The organism is Pseudomonas sp. I3-I5 (genome assembly GCF_022699445.1).
Lineage (GTDB): Bacteria > Pseudomonadota > Gammaproteobacteria > Pseudomonadales > Pseudomonadaceae > Aquipseudomonas > Aquipseudomonas fulva.
In genome coordinates this window covers 4515197-4532567 of sequence record NZ_CP093940.1, presented here as the reverse complement: position 1 = coordinate 4532567, position 17371 = coordinate 4515197, and the positions used below count along the sequence as shown (strand labels likewise).

Here is a 17371-nt window from a genome sequence, read left to right as displayed (position 1 = left end):
GCGGGGACCAGGGTTCGCCCCTCAACCACTCCCGGGACGGTACTGCAGGGCCTCAGCCAGGTGCGTCCGGTCAAGATGGTTAGATCAGCAGCTCGTGGTTCGAGAGGTGCTTGACGGTCTCTGGGAGCCGCTGCTTGAGGAGGATGTCCAGCAGCTCGCGGGGTGAGTAAACCGGATTGTTAAGGGCTGCGCGCTGCTTCTGGACGGCCTTGAGCACAGCTGCGTGATCAAGGTCCCAGATGTCGGAGAGGAATACATCGGGATGCAACGCCTCGATCTCAAAACGTTTCAGAATCTCGGTCGGAAAATCTTTGAGGTTGTACGTGACAATCACCGAGGCGCCACATTTGATCGCTGCTGCCAAGACGTGTCTATCGTCTTCGTCTGGAAGGTCAAGCCCCTGCACAAGTGGCTCGTAGTCATTTACCAGAGAGTCAGGAATCGCCCGATTCATGAGTCCGACTGTGCGATAAAGCTGTGTTTCTGACACGTCGGGACGGCTTCTTAACACGTTTCGTGTCCATTCATCGTGGATTTGCTCGGACCCGCGCGCGCGATACACGCCAGTCAGAGCCAGATGCATCAATAGGTCACGCAATGGTGCTGGATAAAGCACGCAGGCGTCGTAGATAACTGTAAAAGGTGAGTGCCTCATTGATAGCCCATATTAAGTTCTTGGGCTTGTGCAGCCAGTTCATCCATGGCGGCCTGGCTTGCTTTATCACGATCGGCCTTGTAGGCCATTAGGTCAGTAAATTTTACACGGCGGTGGCTGCCGGTTTTGGTGTGTGGGATTAGCCCCTCATCCAGCAGCTTGACCAGGTGAGGACGCGAGACACTGAGCATATCGGCGCCCTCCTGGGTGGTCAGTTCCGCATGGATAGGCACCACCTTTACGGTGTTGCCCAAGGCCAGCTCGTTGAGTATGTCGCCAAGCAATCTGAGCGCGAACGTTGGCAGTTCAACAGTCTGCCGTTGCTGGGCTTCATCTACCAACTCAATGCGCTGAGTATCCAACTTGGTTGAGACGAACGCGGCAATCTGGCGGCTTGACTCAATAGCCGCGGTGATCGCTTTTTCATCTGGAAGGATGGCTTGAGCGAGATCGGCGGTAGTCATGGGTTGTCTCCAGTCGTTAAAAAGAATTCCGGCGCCTAGTACGACAGATAGCCAACTTATATTCGAAACAAACGAAATGCACAATATTCGAAACAAACGAAACGGCGAGTAGTGCTTGGGGAGGAGCGTCTACCCACCTGGAGGTTGATGCGATGTACAGGAGGTGAGGTGCTCCGGCCTGGTCAAATGCTTCCAGCTACCGCGTTCGCCTCTCAACCACTCCCGGGACGGTACTGCAGGGCCTCAGCCAGGTGCGCCCGGCCAATTGCCGTGCATCCCTCGAGGTCTGCCAGTGTTCTGGCGACCTTGAGCAATCGGTGTGCTGCTCGCAGCGACAACGTCAATCGTTCACAGGCGCCTTCCAACCAAGCCTGATCAGGTGCTGCCAAGCTACAGTGCTGGCGCAGGCCATCGAGGTTGAGAAATGCATTGGCGCACCCTTGCCGACGTTGTTGCACCTCCCGGGCGTGCGCGACTTGAAGGGCGACGTCGGCGCTGCTTTGCCCGCAAGGCTGGTTGTTGAGCGTGGTGCTCTCGCGCGCCACGGTCAGGTGCAAGTCGATCCGGTCCAGTAGCGGGCCTGACAGTTTGTTGCGATAACGGGATATCTGCTCGGTGCTGCAGCGGCATCGCCCTGTAGGGTCGCCCAGGTAGCCGCAAGGGCAGGGGTTCATGGCAGCGACGAGCTGAAAGCGGGCGGGAAAGCGCACTTTATCCCGCGCCCTGGCGATTACGATCTCGCCAGATTCCAGGGGTTCACGCAGCACTTCCAGTACCCGGCGCTCGAATTCGGGCAACTCGTCCAGAAACAGCACCCCGTGGTGGGCCAAGGTGATTTCCCCGGGCTGCGGCCGGCTTCCGCCACCCACCAGCGCAGGTCCGGAGGCGGAATGATGAGGGTGGCGAAACGGCCGTTGTGGCCAGCTGTTCAGCGGGGTGTGCCCGCTGACCGACTGGATGGCGGCGACCTCCAGCGCTTCATGCTCATCCAGCGGTGGCAGCAGGCCCGGCAGGCGGCTGGCCAACAAGGTTTTGCCAGTACCTGGCGGCCCGGTGAAAAGCAGGTTGTGCGCCCCGGCAGCGGCCAGTAGCAGCGCGCGTTTGGCCGCCAGTTGCCCCTGCACCTCGCTCAGGTCGGGATAGGGGCAAGGGTTCAGGAGCAAGCCATTGGCGGCATAGGCAGCTAGCGGTACCTGTCCGTTCAGGTGGGCCACCAGCTCCAATAGATGGCCTACGGCATACACCACCAGGCCACTGGCAAGGCTGGCTTCCTCGGCATTTTCACGGGGCACTACCAGTGCCCGCCCCGCCTGGCGTGCGGCAAGCGCTGCGGGCAAGACGCCCTGTACCGGCCGCAACGCGCCCGACAGTGCCAGCTCGCCCAGGCATTCGAGCTCGGCCAGGGTGGCCACGGGCACCTGGGCATCGGCCGCCAGGATGCCCAGGGCGATGGCCAGGTCGTAGCGGCCACCGTCCTTGGGCAGGTCGGCCGGAGCGAGGTTTTGCGTGATGCGCCGGGCTGGGTAGTTCAGGCCACTGTTGACGATGGCACTGCGCACGCGGTCCTTGCTTTCCTTGACCGTGGTTTCGGGCAAGCCGACCAGTGTGAGATGAGGCAAGCCATTGGCCAGGTGGGTTTCAACGCTGACGGCCGGGGCCTGCACGCCTACCTGGGCGCGGCTGTGAACAAGGGCTAAAGACATGGGCGCTCCATTCGCTGCCAAGACCGCTTCCTGCGGATGGACCCAGCATAGCGAGCCGAGACGGGGCAAGGGATGCCAGTGTGCTTCTGATCATTTCTACCTGTGCACCGCCTAGAAATGGATCCAATAGTTTTGCGCAGCGGCCTTCTTTGGCTTAGTGTTGTTCAAGCAAACCACCGATGCCATGGGATGGCACCGCTTCGACCTTGAAATGGACTTGAGGTATTGCGCTGTGCAAACGCTCACCCACACCCGTGAGGTTATTCGCGAACTGGTTCAGACCAACGCGTTCGTCGAGCTCAATCGCTATTTCGATTCCCTGGAGGCTCGCTGGTACCAAGCGCCCCCGGGTGAGTTCCCGGCCTATCTCTCAGCCGTCGAGAGCCATCTGCTGGTCGACCCGGACCAGGGGGACAGGGCGCTGAGCCAAGTGCTTCGCGCCTGGATCGATGCTTGCCCCAGGGCCTATCACCCGCAGGTCGTCATGGGCTTCTACTGCCTTAGCCGTGCCTGCCAGGTGGACCAAGGCGGCGCCCGCACACCGGCACGCTGGCTGGCGATCGAGCAAATGTGCGAAACCGCCACTGCCCATTTACTCAGAGCCTTGGCCCGTTCGCAGCGGCCGGTCGCGGCTGCCATAGGCTTGCAGTTGCTCAGTGCCAGGTTTCGCGAGCCGGGCTGGCTGGTCGAGCTGTTCAATGAGCAGCCAGCCCGCTTCAGGCCCAGTACACATGCGGACGTGGAGGTGCAGGAGGCTGCCGCACCGTATTTGGTCAGGCATGGCGTGATGCCTTTGGCCGAGCTGCCTCGGATGTTGCCCGATGGACTTGAGCCGCGCACAGAGCGCCAGGAGCCGCAGGCCTATTGGCTGAGCCAGGCACTGGCCGCACGGCCGGGCTGCTTCGAGGCCATCAAGGCCCACGCGTTGTATCTATTGCAGGACCGACGTGGGCAAGTCGAGTCCATAGAACGGTTGGTCAACATGCCGGCTTGCCGGGGCTGGAGCGAGCCGTTGCGCAACGCGCTGCGATGGATGGCCGTGGAAGCACGCTTGAAACGCCCAAGTGCCGAACGCCCAAGCGCAGTGGCCAAGTACCAGCAATTGTTCGAAGACTGGGCCGTGCGCCCACTGCGGCCTAGGGAGACTGCCGTATTGCTGGCATGGCGCGGTGCGTTGCAGGCGAGCGTTTGGGGCGACCATGACAAGGCACTGGCCGATTTTACCCAAAGCCTTGCATGCCCTGCCGACCTGGGCGGCATCCAGGCGCTGGGACCACCGCTTCGGCATTTGGTCATCACGGCTTTGACACGCAGCACTGCGCACGAGCAGGCACTGCTCAATACCGCGATTCTTCGCCTGAGCGATGGCCGCTCCCACGCCGCTGCCTGCGCGCTGCGGGCCGCGGGACATCACTTTGGCTTGTGGGGCCTGGCGCGCAGCGGCGATCAAGCCAAACGCTGGCTGACGATTGCGATCAAGCGCCAGCGGGCGGGTCAGGCTCCCGGCCTGAAAATCCTGGAACTGGCCCGCTTGCTCTGGTCCCATGATCGGCATGAGGTTGCCTACTATTTGCTTCAAGGCGGTGCCGAGCAAGCCCTGTCAGGTGCGGCGTTGAGCCTGTTCGAGCTTCACCAGGGTGAGTGGAGCGATACCCCTGGGCGATACAGGGACTGTGAAGTGGCTGAGCAATGGTTGCTGCGCGCCGTCCAGACAGGGAGTCGCCAGGCCAAATACCGGTTGGCCTGCTTGCAGATGCAAGGGGGGACGAACCTGGGTGATCGAGAAAAAATGCTCGAGGTCAGGCGCCTGTTGATAGACGCCCTGGGCAATGCTCAGACCAATGCCTGCGCACGGTTGCACCTGGGCATATTGCTGCGCCAGTTTGGCCAGCCGCGTGAGCGAGCCGAGGCGGTCGCCTACTTGCTGAGCCTGGTGGAGCACCCGGACAGCGCTATTGCAGCACGTGCCAGTGCCGAGCTGGGGCTTGCCTGGATGCAGGGGCAAGGTACACGCAGGCAAAGCCGCTATGCAGCCATTGAGTGGGTGACCCATGCGGCGAGCCTGCGACCTGGCGACACAGCCATCGAAGACATTCACGCCGAAGTCCTCAATTCGCGCAACAGGGTACGGACGCTGTTCACGCAATACGGCGCCGCGTTGTTCCGGGGCACCCTACGCCCCAGCGAACTGCCGCCCAAACCTGGCCTGGATCGACCGGCCAGCAGGCTTGAAGCTCGCTGAAAGTCGATAGGAGGCTGGGTCACGCAGCTTTGGTGTCAGCGCTTGCCTTCCAGGCGCGCTTCGAGTTCTGCGACTTGTTGTTCCAGCGCCTCCAGGCGAGCCCGGGTGCGTGCCAGCACCACCATCTGACTGTCGAACTCCTCGCGGCTGACCACGTCGAGCTTGCTCAAAGCGCCTTGCATCAAGGCCTTGAACTGGCTTTCCAGCTCGGCCCGAGGCTGGGTGTTGTCGCTGCTGAACAGGCGCGAGGCCTGGTCGCTCAGGGCGTCGAGAAGGGCTTTGGGCGCGAGCATGAGGGTGTCCACCAGTGTCGAGAAATGGCGGCCAGTGTAGCACGCACCCTTGTGCCTCCCATGACGAGGCGGTGTTGCACGTTTTTCGCGCAAAGCCTGAACCAGCCTCGCACCGTATGGGTGCACAGGTTGAGTGCTGGCGATTAGCCAAAGCTGTAACGTCGGGCCAAACCCCTGATTTCCCTGGTGTTCACAGACCTGGCAAGGTTTCTGCAAAGTGCTAAGCGAGCCATGCACTGATGCAGTTCCTTGTGACCAGGCAGTGCGCATGCCGACGACGCGTTACAAAAGGCAACCGCTGCGCTTAGACTTGAGACGGGTTTGTTTTCCTGGGGCAAGTCCACCAAATCGGGAGAGAGTTTCATGAAGCTAGTCACAGCCATCATCAAGCCGTTCAAGCTGGACGACGTGCGCGAGTCACTGTCGGAAATCGGCGTGCAGGGCATCACCGTCACCGAAGTCAAAGGCTTCGGGCGTCAAAAGGGTCACACCGAACTGTATCGCGGTGCCGAATACGTGGTCGATTTCCTGCCCAAGGTGAAGATCGATGTTGCTATCGATGACAAAGACCTGGATCGGGTAATCGAGGCCATCACCAAGGCTGCCAACACCGGCAAGATCGGTGACGGCAAGATCTTCGTGGTGAATCTGGAGCAGGCGATCCGCATCCGTACCGGCGAGACCGATACCGACGCGATCTAAGCAGCAACACAAGCCTCACCAAACCCAACGCCCCAGGAGAAAACAACATGACTCTGCGTAAGATCGCAGGGCTAGGAGCCCTATTGTCCTTCGTCATGCCAGGGCTCGCCCTTGCAGAGGAGGCCGCGCCAGCACTCAACTCCGGCGACACCGCCTGGATGCTCACCGCCACGGCGCTCGTGCTGTTCATGACCATCCCAGGCCTGGCGCTGTTCTACGGCGGCATGGTGCGCTCCAAGAACGTGCTGTCGGTGATGATGCAGTGCTTCGCCATCACTGGCTTGATGAGCATTCTCTGGGTCGTCTACGGGTACAGCATGGCCTTCGATACCACCGGTATGGAGAAGGGCGTACTCAATTTCAACTCCTTCGTCGGCGGCTTCTCCAAGGCATTTCTCAGCGGCGTGACGCCTGACAGCCTGACCTCGGCCACGGCGCTGTTCCCTGAAGCGGTGTTCATCACCTTCCAGATGACGTTCGCCATCATCACCCCAGCCTTGATCGTGGGTGCCTTCGCCGAACGCATGAAGTTCTCGGCCATGCTGGTGTTCATGGGCATCTGGTTCACCCTCGTCTATGCCCCGATCGCCCACATGGTGTGGAGCGGTGACGGTGCCCTGATGTGGGATTGGGGCGTGCTGGACTTCGCGGGCGGCACCGTCGTGCACATCAACGCCGGTATCGCAGGCCTGGTCTGCTGCCTGGTACTGGGCAAGCGTAAAGGCTACCCGACCACACCCATGGCACCGCACAACCTGGGCTATACGCTGATGGGTGCGGCCATGCTGTGGATCGGCTGGTTCGGTTTCAACGCAGGTTCGGCGGCTGCGGCCAACGGCACTGCGGGCATGGCCATGCTGGTCACCCAGATCGCCACGGCTGCCGCGGCATTGGGCTGGATGTTCGCCGAATGGATCGGTCACGGTAAGCCCAGTGCGCTGGGTATCGCCTCGGGCGTGGTCGCTGGCCTGGTTGCCATCACGCCAGCAGCGGGCACGGTGGGGCCGATGGGCGCGCTGGTCATCGGGCTGGCATCGGGCGTGATCTGCTACTTCTGCGCCACCAGCCTCAAGCGCAAGCTGGGCTACGACGACTCCCTGGATGCGTTTGGCGTACACGGCATCGGCGGTATCGTCGGCGCCATCCTGACCGGCGTGTTCGCAGCCCCGGCGCTGGGTGGCTTCGGCGCGGTCACCGATATCGGCATGCAGGTCTGGGTGCAGGCCAAAGGCGTGATCTTCACCGTGGCCTACACCGCCATCGTCACCTACATCATCCTCAAGGTCCTGGACCTGGTGATGGGGCTTCGGGTCAACGAAGAAGAAGAATCCGTTGGTCTGGATCTGGCGCAGCACAACGAACGCGGCTACAACCTCTAACAACGACGCTGCAGAAATGTGCCCGGCTCGCCGGGCATTTTTTCGTCTTGTGTTTAAGGTCGGCCTGATCAAGCGTGCGCGCAGGGGGCTGGCAAGGCGCTCACAAGCGGCACCTGTTGCCATTTTTTTGATCACTTGCCCAGCATTTTCACGTGCGCAAACGGTTTATCCCGTCTATTTGTGACACGGGTACAAAACTTACAAAAGTTGGGGCATTCATGGCGCTTTGCTTTTTCTGCGAGCGCGCTAGAATGCGCGCCGAAGGGTGCTGGAACGTACATTCATCACCCCTACCGGCCTTTGCCAGGCTGGCTAAAAAGCGCGTGGCCCAGCAGGGGTCACAGGTTTTGTGCGGCACTGCCACGTGCAGGCCCACCCGGGTACAGCCGTCCGTCAGATGCGTTGGCCCAAAGGCCGTGGTCGAACCCACGGCCAGTGGAATTTTCACCAGAAGCTGCCGGTCTACGGCAGCACTGGTCTCTAACTAACCTGCTTTTGCACGTCATGAGGTAGAACATGAGCGACGACGATCTGGAAAATGATGACCTCGAGGTCGGTGATGAAGACGAGGCTGATGACGGCCTTGAAGCGGCTGCTGATGATGTTGCAGAAGACGCTGGCGACGACGACAGCAGTCCTGCACCCGCTGCCAAGGGCAAATCCAAGGCGGCTGTCTCGGTAGACGAGATGCCCAGCCTGGAAGCCAAGCAAAAGGAGCGTGATGCCCTGGCCAAGGCCATGGAAGAGTTCCTGTCGCGTGGTGGCAAGGTTCAGGAAGTCGAGGCCAACGTGGTCGCCGACCCACCCAAGAAGCCGGACAATAAATACGGCAGTCGCCCTATCTAAGCGATGCCTTCGAAAAACCCGCCGTCGCTGCGGGTTTTTTTATGCCTGGCTTGCACAGGGAGGTGCTGTCGGCAAGGTCATTGCCAGCGGGCGAGCACCTCGTGCAGTTGCGACAGGCGCTGAATTTCGGCGTCGGGTGCTTGCTCACCGGGCCACGCCTTGGCCTGGGGGTTGAACCAAACCGCGCGCAGCCCGGCGCGCTGAGCACCGGCAATGTCATCGCGAGGATGATCGCCGACGTGCACCGCTTCGCTGGCAGGCACGCCGCTGCGGCGCAGGGCCTCTACAAACGGGGCCGGGTCGGGTTTGCCGATGCCCAGGTCCTCCGCGCACAAGGCGAAGCGGAAATAATCGGCCAGCCCCAGCCGGCTGACATCGGCATTGCCATTGGTGATGACACCCAGGGCGTAATGCTGGCTCAGCAATTCCAGCATCGGTTGAACTTCCGGGAATATCTCGACCTTGTGCCTGGCCTGCAAGAACACTTCGAACCCCTGCTCGGCCAGTTGCTGTGCCTGCATCTGGCCGTAGCCCACGTCTTCGAGGGCGCGGGTCAGCACGCGGCGGCGTAAGGCGCTGATGCGGTGCTTGAGCTCGGGCTCTGCCAGGACGATCCGTTCCCGGATGGCGAACAGATGTTCGACAGGCACATCGCCCAGTAACGGGGCATTGGCTTGAAGCCAGTCGCGTAGCACGACTTCGGCACTGGCAATGACCGGCGCTGTGTCCCAAAGGGTATCGTCGAGGTCGAAGGTGATCAGCTTGATGTTCATCAGTCGTTGCCTTTGCTGCGTTTGGCCCTGGGATGGGCGCTGTCGTACACCGTTGCCAGGTGCTGGAAATCCAGGTGCGTATAGATTTGCGTCGTGCCGATGTCGGCGTGTCCGAGCATTTCCTGTACAGCGCGCAGGTCCTGGGACGATTCCAGCACGTGGCTGGCAAAGGAATGGCGAAGCATGTGTGGGTGCAGGTGCTGGCCCAGCTCGCGTTCCCCGGCCACCTTGACCCGCTGTTGCACGGCGCGTGGGCTGATGCGATTGCCTTGCCGGGTGATGAAGACGGCGCGATCCCTGGGGTTGCCGGCGCCGCGCAGGCGGTACCACGCCTGCAGCGCCTCCCGCGCCTTGCGCCCTACCGGCAGCACGCGGGCCTTGCCGCCCTTGCCCAGCACCTGTACCAGGCCACCGGCCAGGTCGACATGGTCGAGGTCAAGGTTGGTCAGCTCCGAAAGGCGAAGGCCCGAGGAATAGAACAATTCGAGAATGGCTTGATCGCGCAGGGCAATGAAATCATCGTCCACGCCGCCATCGAGCAGTTGCAAGGCACGGTCGGTGTCGAGCACCTTGGGCAATCGACGCTCCCCCTTGGGGGCGCTCAGGCCATTGGCAGGATCGTGCTGGCAGATCTTTTCGCGGTTGAGGTAACGGTACAGGCCCCGCACCGCCGATAGCAGCCTGGACAGGCTGCGCGAAGACTGGCCCTGGTGATGCTGGCGCGCGATCAGCTGGCGCAGGTGTTGAATCTGCAAGGCTTGCCAGCCACCAATAGCCTGCTCGCTGCAGTACGCCATGACCTTCTCCAGGTCCCGGCGGTAGCCCACAAGCGTGTGCTCGGAGACCTGGCGCTCATTGCGCAGGTGTGCGCAGTAAGCTTCCAGCTGGCGCTCCATCAGCGCACCGGGCGCAGGCTTTGGCTGACGCGGGGGACCACACGGCCCAGCACCTCGGCGATATAGCTCAGGAACAGTGTGCCGACACTGCTCTTGTAATGCTGCGGGTCGCGGCTACCAATGGCCAGCACCCCATGCAGCCCCTGGTGCTCCAAGGTCGCCACCGCGCTGGAGCCCACGTCGCGGCGTTGCTCCTCACCGAACAGAAACGCCAGCTCGTGCTCGCGCAGGCTGCCGCTGACGGTCTTGCCGCTACCGAGCAGCGGGCCGATCGCTTGCTGGGCTTCGGCGTTGCTGACCCAGCGCCCCACCGGCGCTACGTTGTCGCCAAACAGGATCAGGCTGACGAAAGGTACCTGGAACTCCTGACGCAGGCTGTCTTCGACGACCATCACCACGTCTTCCAGCGTGGTTGCATCGAGCAGGTCCAGGATCAGGCGTCTGGTCTTGTCGAACAACCGATCGTTGTCGCGGGCCACGTCCATCAACTGCGAAAGGCGGTGGCGCATCTCGATGTTGCGGTCGCGCAGCAACTTGAGCTGGCGCTCGACCAGCGAAACACTGTCACCGCGCTGGTGGGGAATGTGCTGCTCGACCAAGAGCTCATCATGCTCGGTGAAAAAGGTTGGATGAGCACGCAGGTAGGCGACCACCGCTTCGGCATCGAGCTCAGCGGCCTGCTGGGGTATATCCTTGGGGTGATCGGTCATGACGGTTACTCGCTTAGAATCGAACCTGTCCTTCGTAGACGCGTACGGCCGGGCCGGTCATCACCACCGGCTTGCCTGGCCCGGCCCACTCGATATGCAAGCGCCCGCCCGGCAGGTCAAGTGCGACGGGCGAGTCCATCCAGCCTTGGCTGATGGCCGCCACGGCAGCTGCACAGGCGCCAGTGCCACACGCCTGGGTTTCCCCAGCACCGCGCTCCCACACGCGCAAGTTGCCGCGATGGCGGTCAATGACCTGCAGGAAGCCGGCATTGACGCGCTGGGGGAAGCGCGGGTGGTGTTCGATCTTCGGCCCCAGCTGATGCACAGGGGCGCTGACCACGTCGTCCACGCGCAGTACGGCGTGAGGGTTGCCCATGGACACCGCGGCAATCGAATGCACCTGATCGTCTACCTCCAGCGGGTAGCTCACCGACTGCTCGTCGGCGACGAACGGGATGTCGGCAGGGACGAAGCGTGGCGGACCCATGTCGACACTGACCTGGCCGTCGTTCTGTACGTCCAGCACGATGATGCCGCTCTTGGTTTCCACGCGTATGCGCTTCTTGGCGGTCAGGCGCTTGTCGAGCACGAACCGCGCAAAGCAGCGTGCCCCGTTGCCGCACTGTTCCACTTCGGAGCCGTCGGCATTGAAGATACGGTAGCGGAAATCGACTTCCGGGTTATTCGGCGCCTCGACGATCAGCAACTGATCGAAGCCGATGCCCGTGTGGCGATCGCCCCACTGCTTGGCGTGCTTGGGCTGGATGTGGGCGTGCTGGCTTACCAGGTCCAGGACCATGAAGTCGTTGCCCAGCCCATGCATCTTGGTAAAACGCAGCAGCATGGGCTTACTCCGGCAGCAGGCTTTCGCCAGCGTACAATTCGGCGATGGTTTCGCGGCGGCGTACTTCGAAAGCCTGGTCGCCGTCGACCAGTATTTCCGCACAACGGCCACGGGTGTTGTAGTTGGAGCTCATCACGAAACCATAGGCGCCCGCTGACTGAACGGCCAGCACGTCACCCTCGGCAAGGTTCAGAACCCGGTCCTTGCCCAGGAAGTCGCCGGTTTCGCAGATCGGGCCGACCAGGTCATACGGGCGACCTTCGCCTTCACGCGGCTTGACTGCACAGATGCCCATCCAGGCCTGGTACAGGGCTGGGCGGATCAAGTCGTTCATGGCCGCATCGATGATGGCGAAGTCCTTGTGTTCGGTGTGCTTGAGGTACTCCACACGGGTCAGCAGTACGCCAGCGTTGGCCACGATGTAGCGCCCCGGCTCGAATACCAGCGCCAGGTCCCGATCGCCCAGGCGCGCGCGGATGGCCTGAATGTAATCGGCTACCAGCGGTGGTTCTTCGTCGCGGTAGCGCACGCCGACCCCGCCACCCAGGTCCAGGTGGCGCAGGTGGATGCCGCACTCTGCGAGGCGGTCGACCAGTACCAGCAAGCGGTCCAGCGCATCGAGGAAGGGCTCCACGGTGGTCAGCTGCGAACCGATATGACAATCGACCCCGACTACGTCCAGGTTGGGTAACTGAGCGGCCCGCACGTAGATGGCCTCGGCATCGGCGATGGCGATGCCGAACTTGTTTTCCTTGAGCCCGGTGGAAATGTACGGGTGGGTACCTGCATCCACGTCCGGGTTGACCCGCAGCGAGACGGGCGCAACCTTGCCCATTTCGGCGGCCACCTGCTGCAAACGCTCCAGCTCATCGGTGGACTCGACGTTGAAGCAATGCACGCCCACTTCAAGCGCGCGACGCATGTCTTCGCGGGTTTTGCCCACGCCGGAAAACACCACGCGGTCAGCGCGCCCGCCGGCAGCCAGTACGCGCTCAAGTTCGCCACCGGAAACGATGTCGAACCCTGCACCCATGCGCGCCAGTACATTGAGCACGCCCAGGTTCGAGTTGGCTTTCACCGCGAAGCAGACCAGGTGTTCGCAACCTTGCAAGGCATCGGTGTAGCTACGGTACTGGGCCTCGATGTGGGCACGCGAGTACACGTAGGTGGGGGTGCCGTGACGCTCGGCGATTGCCGACAGGGACACCCCTTCCGCGAACAGTTCACCGTCGCGGTAATTGAAGACGTTCATCCGATTCCCTTACTGCTCAGGCGACTGCTCAGGCTCGGACTGCAGCGTGTCTTGCTGCTCCTGGGTCTGTGCTGACTTGGCTTTGGTCTGGTGCTGGTGCGCCGAGTGGGCGTCTTTGCGGTCCTTGCCGTCATCGGGCAGGTACAACGGGCCTTTCTGGCCGCATGCAGAAACGAGGCAGGCAACAGCGACCAGCGCCGCGAGGGAGGAAATCAGGCGCTTCATGGATGAAATCCTTAGAAAAATGCAGTATTGAGCCCGAGTATACCGAGCGACCGGCGGCTTGCCTATGCAAGTACCGGCCCGCCGGGCAGGCTATTCTGGGTGCCGAGCCGCACTTGTTTGCCATCAGGGCCGCGTTGCAAGCGAAGTGGCCTGCAAGGACCCTGGCTAAACCTTTGCATTCATCGGCAAGCGCCCGTATCGTGCCCGGCTTGCCTGTCACGCCGCCAATTTCGAGGTTCCTGCAATGAGTTTGAGTGAAGCGCGTTTCCATGATCTGGTCGACGCTACCCAGCAGGCGCTGGAAGACCTGTTCGACGAAAGCGGGCTGGATCTGGACATGGAGAACTCCGCTGGAGTGCTGACCGTGAAGTTCGAAGGTGGAGCCCAGCTGATCTTCAGCCGCCAGGAGCCTCTGCGCCAGCTGTGGCTGGCCGATCGGTCCGGCGGCTTCCACTTCGACTATGACGAAGAGAGCGGCAAGTGGGTGTGCGAGAAGAGCGAAGAGCTGCTGGGTGAAATGCTTGAGCGCATCGTGTGGGAGCGAGCCGGCGAAAAGCTGGATTTCGACGACATCTGACATGAGCACTGCACCCGTTCGGCCCCCCAAGCCGCTTTACAGCAACGTCAGCCCAGCGGTGCCATCGCCGTGCATCAGCATCTGCCGCCTTGACGAACAGCGCGTGTGCACCGGCTGTCATCGGCATGTTGAACATATCCGCGAATGGCGCTCTGCCGATGATGAGCGCCGTCGGCAGATCTGCCGCGAGGCCACTGCGCTTCGCGACCTTAAGGCACACTGATAGCAAGGGCTTGAGTATTTGCCCCGCTGTGGTAGTGTCGGGGCTTGCGTCGATGACGCCAAAGCATTCGAAAACCCCGCCTTTGGGCGTAATGCTGGTCACTTAGGGCTGCTCTGCAGCCCAAACACTCTCAAGTGAACAGCACTACGCGCATAGGGCGGGGTTTTGCTTTATCTGTGCATCGAAAACTGCCTGTTCAAAGGAGTCTGACTGGATCATGAGCACCAAGCCTTCCCTTATCCTCACCCGTTTGGATGTACAACGTCTGGAGCGTCTGCTCGATAGTCTCGACGAAAGTACCCCTGGCGTGCTCGCGCTCAGCGGCGAGCTCGACCGCGCCGAGCAGGTGGTGGGGCATGATGAGGTGCCGGCAGGTGTGGTGACCATGAATTCGCGCGTGCATTGCCGCGAGCTAGCCAGTGGCAAGGACTACCATTTGACCTTGGTCTACCCCAAGGATGCCGGGCCAGACGGCAAGGTCTCGGTCCTGGCGCCCATCGGCTGTGCCTTGCTCGGGTTGTCGGTGGGTGAGCAGATCGACTGGCCGGCGCCAGGGGGCAAGACCCTCAGGCTAGAGTTGCTGGAAGTCGAGTATCAGCCGGAAGCGGCGGGCGATTTCGACCTGTAATGCTTTCAACGCGCCTGTGGCGTGGCCAGTGCCTAAGCCTGGCCAGCCAGCACCTGCTGTAGCCCCTCATTCAAGGCCTGCTCAAGTGTCCGCTTGTAGTTCAGGTAAACCTGCGTCGTGGCCTGGCGGCCATCGAGTAACCCGGAAACATCCAAGTCGGTGATGTAGCACCGATACAGGCCTGCACTTCGCCGCTGGGCGATGATTTCTCGTGCCACCACGCCATACAGGCTCGGCCCATGGTCGAGCTCGGAGAACTCCTGTTGTTCGCAGAACAAGGTCACGTGCGTGGCACCGTCGGTGTCGGCGTGAATCATGGCCTGGACGTCGTAGTAGGGCTGCACGTTCCCCGCATCCGGTGCCGCCCTCTGCTCCAGGCCCCGTGCCCTGGCCGATCCAGACCCAAGCAGCTGCGCGTACACGATGTCCAGGCGTGCTGCTTGCCTTGCACCATAAGGCAACTGCGCCTCGCGTCGGCGCAAGACCGAAGCCAGAAAGCGGTGCAGCGGCAGCAGAAGGTGAGGTTCGTCCTGCAACGGCACGCGCTGGTGCCACAAAGCGTTGCATTCATCCAGCACGTAGAGCTCGGCCCAGCTGTCGAACAGTCGATAGAAGACCTGGACGCAGTCGCGGCGGCCTTGCTCGAGCACAAGGCCCACATCGGTGTCCGGCAGGGCATTGGCATCCAGGCACACGGGGCTGTAGGTACTGCGCTCCTGGCCCATGAACGTGAGTAGCGCATCATGGTCGTCAAGGCTCGTGAGGACGACCTTGCCCTGGAGCCACTCCAGCACATGAACCTGGTGCGCCACCTGCACTAGGTAACGGCCGGGAACGTCCTGTGCGTGCAACTGCCGCGCAGTCTGGAAGAGCTCGGCCACACGCTGACTGATGGCCTGCGCCCGGTGCTGGGCAAAGCAGTGCGCCCGCACATTGGGCCAGCCGCTTGCCTGTTTCGGCAGGTTGATGAAATCGCGCAGGCATCGCATCAGCGCATGCTCGCCGTCGTAGCGATGTACCAGCACCTCGTTCCAGGAGTTGACCGTGACCTGGTCCACTGTCAATACCAGGTTTTCCCGCAGGCCACCGTAGCTGAGCGAGTCGGTACGCTCGGTGGTCAGCAGGATATCCAGCTCACGGTGGTGGGGCAGGGGGTCAATGCCCACGTTGATCAGCAGCAGCACATCCTCGGCGACGCTTGGCTGCAACAGGCTCACCTCGCTGACGGCGGGCAGCGGCAACACGATGAGCTGCTGCAGGCTCGCGAGCAGGCCCTGCAATTCAGGCTCTTTCAGATCGCTGATACCCGGATGAAGCGCCAGTCGTGTATGCCTGTCTATCACGCCATTGCAATGGGCCCAGACCAACAGCTCCACAAGGTGCCAGCAGCGCTTGATCGGGTTGGCGAGTTCCATTTCATGGCCATGCAGATTGCCGCTGTAGAGTGCCCAGGGGTGGCCACCTGGCGCTCTGCGGCTGGGTGACTGGGCCAGCGTCACAGTTTGCTCGGCCAGGTCGCAGGCACGGTCGCTCTGGAGGATTTCCACCTTGTCCGCACGGCGCTCGAATGCTGCCTGCAATCGCCGTCCCAACAGGTTGAGCTCGCGCAAGTCGGCGCGGCTGGTCGCGTCATGTGTGCGCGCGAACTGCACCAGGAACCGGTAGCTGCGGCTGAGCTCGGCCACCCGTTCTCGGCGCTCCAGGGTAACCTGGTGCACGCCCCAGCCAGGGCGACCATCGAGCAGGGCCAACTGCGCGCCTCCCCATCCCCACTCGTCGGTCAGGCTGCGCAGCAGGCGGCGTTGCCAGCCTTCGGCGCGGCCCTGTTCGCTGAGCTTGCTGTTCACTTTCAGGTACAAGCTGCGCCGCACCAGTTCCAACCGAGCCTGCTCACGGCGTTGCATCAGGTAGCGCTCGATCCGTCGGTAGACCATGACGTAAGGATCGAGACGGTCAAGGTCGAGCTGATTGGCGAAGACCGCTTGCTTGTAGTCCAGGCTCAGGCAACGCACGGCGGGGTATTCGCTGGCATAGGCTTCGGTCAGCAGCAACTTGAGCAAGGACTTGTGAGGGGCATCGATGCCCTTGAACAGCTGCCAAAGCCCGGCGCCGACGAATTCGTGGCCTGGGATCTGCGCCAGGTGACCCAGGTCCAGGGCTTCCCCAGGGCGTACGAAACGCTTTGCCAGCAGGGCCTGGGCGTAGGCCGGGTAACCGTTCTCCTGGTCGGGCGGCACCAGCCACCACAGCGGCGTCCGCCCTGCCAGCCAAAGGGTCGTGCGGTAGAACTCGTCCAACAGAAGATAATGCTGCGTAGTGCCGCAATCATCGGTGCCGAGTTGGCCTGTGCGCTGGCCTTGAGCGAACGCCTGGGTGTCAATCAGAAAGATGTGCGTATCGGCGCCCTGGCTCGCGGCCCAGGTTTCCAGCAACTGGCATTTGCGCTGTAGTGCCTCCAACGCTTCGCGCTCCAGGTCGCTGGTATGGCATACCCATACATCGATGTCGCTGTCCTCAGCCTGGGCAAGCGTGCCCAGGCTGCCGATTAGAAACAGCCCGTCGATGGGGCGTAGTGAGGTGTTGTCGCGGGCTTTGTAGCTGAAGGCGCGTGCCAGGCGCTGAGCTTCGAATACCTGATCGGCGCTTGGCTCGAAGTCGCAGATGCCTGCCGGCGTCGTCGACGAAACATAGCCGGGCAGTAGCGGATGATTTACATGGAACAGCACGGGCAGCACCGTCAGGACCTGCTGCTGGCGGGGGGACAAACCGGCCATTGCTCGCTGCAGGCGGCCTGCGTTGATCTGTAGGTAGCGCCCACGCAAGTTGGCCAGCAGCTTACGGTCGATCCCGTTGTCCAGGTCCAGTTGGATCTCGTCGGGACAATTCATTTTGCGCTCATCAGTCCGCTGAAGCTGGGGCGAGTGTAGCCTGAACGGTACGGCTCACACAGGCTCATTCA

At 62.0% G+C, this 17371-nt stretch carries 18 protein-coding genes; 7 read left to right on the top strand and 11 right to left on the bottom strand.

The annotated features are described in order from the left end of the window. Positions 1 to 79: 79 nt before the first annotated feature. The 3 genes from MOP87_RS20355 to MOP87_RS20345 form a co-directional block, all read right to left on the bottom strand. Complete coding sequence (locus MOP87_RS20355) at positions 80 to 655, bottom strand: PIN domain-containing protein (RefSeq protein ID WP_242809938.1); 576 nt, start codon at positions 653 to 655, stop codon at positions 80 to 82. After that, positions 652 to 1119, bottom strand: a complete 468-nt coding sequence (locus MOP87_RS20350; protein WP_242809937.1) for a helix-turn-helix domain-containing protein — start codon at positions 1117 to 1119, stop codon at positions 652 to 654. Before MOP87_RS20350 ends, MOP87_RS20355 begins: the two co-directional genes overlap by 4 nt. A 212-nt stretch (positions 1120 to 1331) precedes the next feature. Beyond that, complete coding sequence (locus MOP87_RS20345; protein WP_242809936.1) at positions 1332 to 2822, bottom strand: YifB family Mg chelatase-like AAA ATPase; 1491 nt, start codon at positions 2820 to 2822, stop codon at positions 1332 to 1334. Between the two features lie 232 nt (positions 2823 to 3054). Here MOP87_RS20345 and MOP87_RS20340 point away from each other — a divergent pair, with 232 nt between their 5' ends. Further along, positions 3055 to 5064, top strand: a complete 2010-nt coding sequence (locus MOP87_RS20340; protein ID WP_110606422.1) for a DUF4034 domain-containing protein — start codon at positions 3055 to 3057, stop codon at positions 5062 to 5064. Positions 5065 to 5099: 35 nt separating this feature from the next. On the opposite strand, the gene MOP87_RS20335 is transcribed toward MOP87_RS20340, so the two are convergent. Continuing rightward, positions 5100 to 5357 carry an accessory factor UbiK family protein gene (locus tag MOP87_RS20335; RefSeq protein WP_027913405.1) on the bottom strand — a complete coding sequence of 86 codons (258 nt, stop codon included), beginning with the start codon at positions 5355 to 5357 and terminating at the stop codon, positions 5100 to 5102. Between the two features lie 363 nt (positions 5358 to 5720). On the opposite strand from MOP87_RS20335, the gene glnK reads away from it, so the two are divergent. From glnK to sutA, 3 genes are all read left to right on the top strand, one after another. Continuing rightward, a complete protein-coding gene (glnK, locus tag MOP87_RS20330; RefSeq protein ID WP_002555808.1) occupies positions 5721 to 6059 on the top strand; it encodes a P-II family nitrogen regulator in 339 nt (112 codons plus the stop codon). A gap of 47 nt (positions 6060 to 6106) precedes the next feature. Further along, complete coding sequence (locus MOP87_RS20325) at positions 6107 to 7438, top strand: ammonium transporter (protein ID WP_023532646.1); 1332 nt, start codon at positions 6107 to 6109, stop codon at positions 7436 to 7438. A gap of 516 nt (positions 7439 to 7954) precedes the next feature. Continuing rightward, positions 7955 to 8284 (top strand): transcriptional regulator SutA, encoded by a 330-nt coding sequence (sutA, locus tag MOP87_RS20320; RefSeq protein WP_023532471.1) that lies wholly within the window; start codon positions 7955 to 7957, stop codon positions 8282 to 8284. A gap of 77 nt (positions 8285 to 8361) precedes the next feature. Here sutA and MOP87_RS20315 read toward each other — a convergent pair whose 3' ends face one another. The 6 genes from MOP87_RS20315 to MOP87_RS20290 are packed head-to-tail and all read right to left on the bottom strand — an operon-like array spanning position 8362 to position 12984. Next, a complete protein-coding gene (locus MOP87_RS20315; protein ID WP_242809935.1) occupies positions 8362 to 9057 on the bottom strand; it encodes an HAD-IA family hydrolase in 696 nt (231 codons plus the stop codon). Beyond that, the gene (xerC, locus tag MOP87_RS20310) at positions 9057 to 9953 is read right to left on the bottom strand and encodes a tyrosine recombinase XerC (protein WP_027913407.1); all 897 of its coding nucleotides are present in this window, start codon (positions 9951 to 9953) and stop codon (positions 9057 to 9059) included. Before xerC ends, MOP87_RS20315 begins: the two co-directional genes overlap by 1 nt. Further along, on the bottom strand, positions 9953 to 10663 hold the full coding sequence (locus MOP87_RS20305; protein ID WP_023532867.1) for a DUF484 family protein: 711 nt from the start codon (positions 10661 to 10663) through the stop codon (positions 9953 to 9955). The genes xerC and MOP87_RS20305 overlap by 1 nt, the downstream gene beginning before the upstream one ends. Before the next feature lie 13 nt (positions 10664 to 10676). Then, positions 10677 to 11507 carry a diaminopimelate epimerase gene (dapF, locus tag MOP87_RS20300; protein WP_027913408.1) on the bottom strand — a complete coding sequence of 277 codons (831 nt, stop codon included), beginning with the start codon at positions 11505 to 11507 and terminating at the stop codon, positions 10677 to 10679. Between the two features lie 4 nt (positions 11508 to 11511). Next, the gene (gene lysA, locus MOP87_RS20295) at positions 11512 to 12759 is read right to left on the bottom strand and encodes a diaminopimelate decarboxylase (RefSeq protein ID WP_028686762.1); all 1248 of its coding nucleotides are present in this window, start codon (positions 12757 to 12759) and stop codon (positions 11512 to 11514) included. A 9-nt stretch (positions 12760 to 12768) separates the two neighbouring features. Continuing rightward, positions 12769 to 12984, bottom strand: a complete 216-nt coding sequence (locus MOP87_RS20290; protein ID WP_033694875.1) for a lipoprotein — start codon at positions 12982 to 12984, stop codon at positions 12769 to 12771. Positions 12985 to 13228: 244 nt separating this feature from the next. On the opposite strand from MOP87_RS20290, the gene cyaY reads away from it, so the two are divergent. The 3 genes from cyaY (at position 13229) to rnk (ending at position 14412) form a co-directional block, all read left to right on the top strand. Continuing rightward, complete coding sequence (cyaY, locus tag MOP87_RS20285; RefSeq protein WP_023532439.1) at positions 13229 to 13561, top strand: iron donor protein CyaY; 333 nt, start codon at positions 13229 to 13231, stop codon at positions 13559 to 13561. A gap of 1 nt (position 13562) precedes the next feature. Next, positions 13563 to 13784: a DUF1289 domain-containing protein gene (locus MOP87_RS20280; RefSeq protein WP_033694876.1), complete on the top strand. Its 222-nt coding sequence runs from the start codon at positions 13563 to 13565 to the stop codon at positions 13782 to 13784. 217 nt (positions 13785 to 14001) lie between these two features. Beyond that, positions 14002 to 14412, top strand: coding sequence for a nucleoside diphosphate kinase regulator (gene rnk, locus MOP87_RS20275; protein ID WP_023532559.1), 411 nt, complete (start codon positions 14002 to 14004; stop codon positions 14410 to 14412). 32 nt (positions 14413 to 14444) lie between these two features. Here rnk and MOP87_RS20270 read toward each other — a convergent pair whose 3' ends face one another. Further along, positions 14445 to 17300, bottom strand: a complete 2856-nt coding sequence (locus MOP87_RS20270) for a class I adenylate cyclase (RefSeq protein ID WP_242809934.1) — start codon at positions 17298 to 17300, stop codon at positions 14445 to 14447. Positions 17301 to 17371 lie beyond the last annotated feature (71 nt).

Excerpts from the sequence above, each read along its gene's own strand:
- MOP87_RS20355 (WP_242809938.1), bottom strand. The coding sequence starts at position 655 with ATGAGGCACTCACCTTTTACAGTTATCTACGACGCCTGCGTGCTTTAT.
- MOP87_RS20350 (WP_242809937.1), bottom strand. The coding sequence starts at position 1,119 with ATGACTACCGCCGATCTCGCTCAAGCCATCCTTCCAGATGAAAAAGCG.
- MOP87_RS20345 (WP_242809936.1), bottom strand. The coding sequence starts at position 2,822 with ATGTCTTTAGCCCTTGTTCACAGCCGCGCCCAGGTAGGCGTGCAGGCC.
- MOP87_RS20335 (WP_027913405.1), bottom strand. The coding sequence starts at position 5,357 with ATGCTCGCGCCCAAAGCCCTTCTCGACGCCCTGAGCGACCAGGCCTCG.
- glnK (WP_002555808.1), top strand. The coding sequence starts at position 5,721 with ATGAAGCTAGTCACAGCCATCATCAAGCCGTTCAAGCTGGACGACGTG.
- MOP87_RS20325 (WP_023532646.1), top strand. The coding sequence starts at position 6,107 with ATGACTCTGCGTAAGATCGCAGGGCTAGGAGCCCTATTGTCCTTCGTC.
- sutA (WP_023532471.1), top strand. The coding sequence starts at position 7,955 with ATGAGCGACGACGATCTGGAAAATGATGACCTCGAGGTCGGTGATGAA.
- MOP87_RS20315 (WP_242809935.1), bottom strand. The coding sequence starts at position 9,057 with ATGAACATCAAGCTGATCACCTTCGACCTCGACGATACCCTTTGGGAC.
- xerC (WP_027913407.1), bottom strand. The coding sequence starts at position 9,953 with ATGGAGCGCCAGCTGGAAGCTTACTGCGCACACCTGCGCAATGAGCGC.
- MOP87_RS20305 (WP_023532867.1), bottom strand. The coding sequence starts at position 10,663 with ATGACCGATCACCCCAAGGATATACCCCAGCAGGCCGCTGAGCTCGAT.
- dapF (WP_027913408.1), bottom strand. The coding sequence starts at position 11,507 with ATGCTGCTGCGTTTTACCAAGATGCATGGGCTGGGCAACGACTTCATG.
- lysA (WP_028686762.1), bottom strand. The coding sequence starts at position 12,759 with ATGAACGTCTTCAATTACCGCGACGGTGAACTGTTCGCGGAAGGGGTG.
- MOP87_RS20290 (WP_033694875.1), bottom strand. The coding sequence starts at position 12,984 with ATGAAGCGCCTGATTTCCTCCCTCGCGGCGCTGGTCGCTGTTGCCTGC.
- cyaY (WP_023532439.1), top strand. The coding sequence starts at position 13,229 with ATGAGTTTGAGTGAAGCGCGTTTCCATGATCTGGTCGACGCTACCCAG.
- MOP87_RS20280 (WP_033694876.1), top strand. The coding sequence starts at position 13,563 with ATGAGCACTGCACCCGTTCGGCCCCCCAAGCCGCTTTACAGCAACGTC.
- rnk (WP_023532559.1), top strand. The coding sequence starts at position 14,002 with ATGAGCACCAAGCCTTCCCTTATCCTCACCCGTTTGGATGTACAACGT.
- MOP87_RS20270 (WP_242809934.1), bottom strand. The coding sequence starts at position 17,300 with ATGAATTGTCCCGACGAGATCCAACTGGACCTGGACAACGGGATCGAC.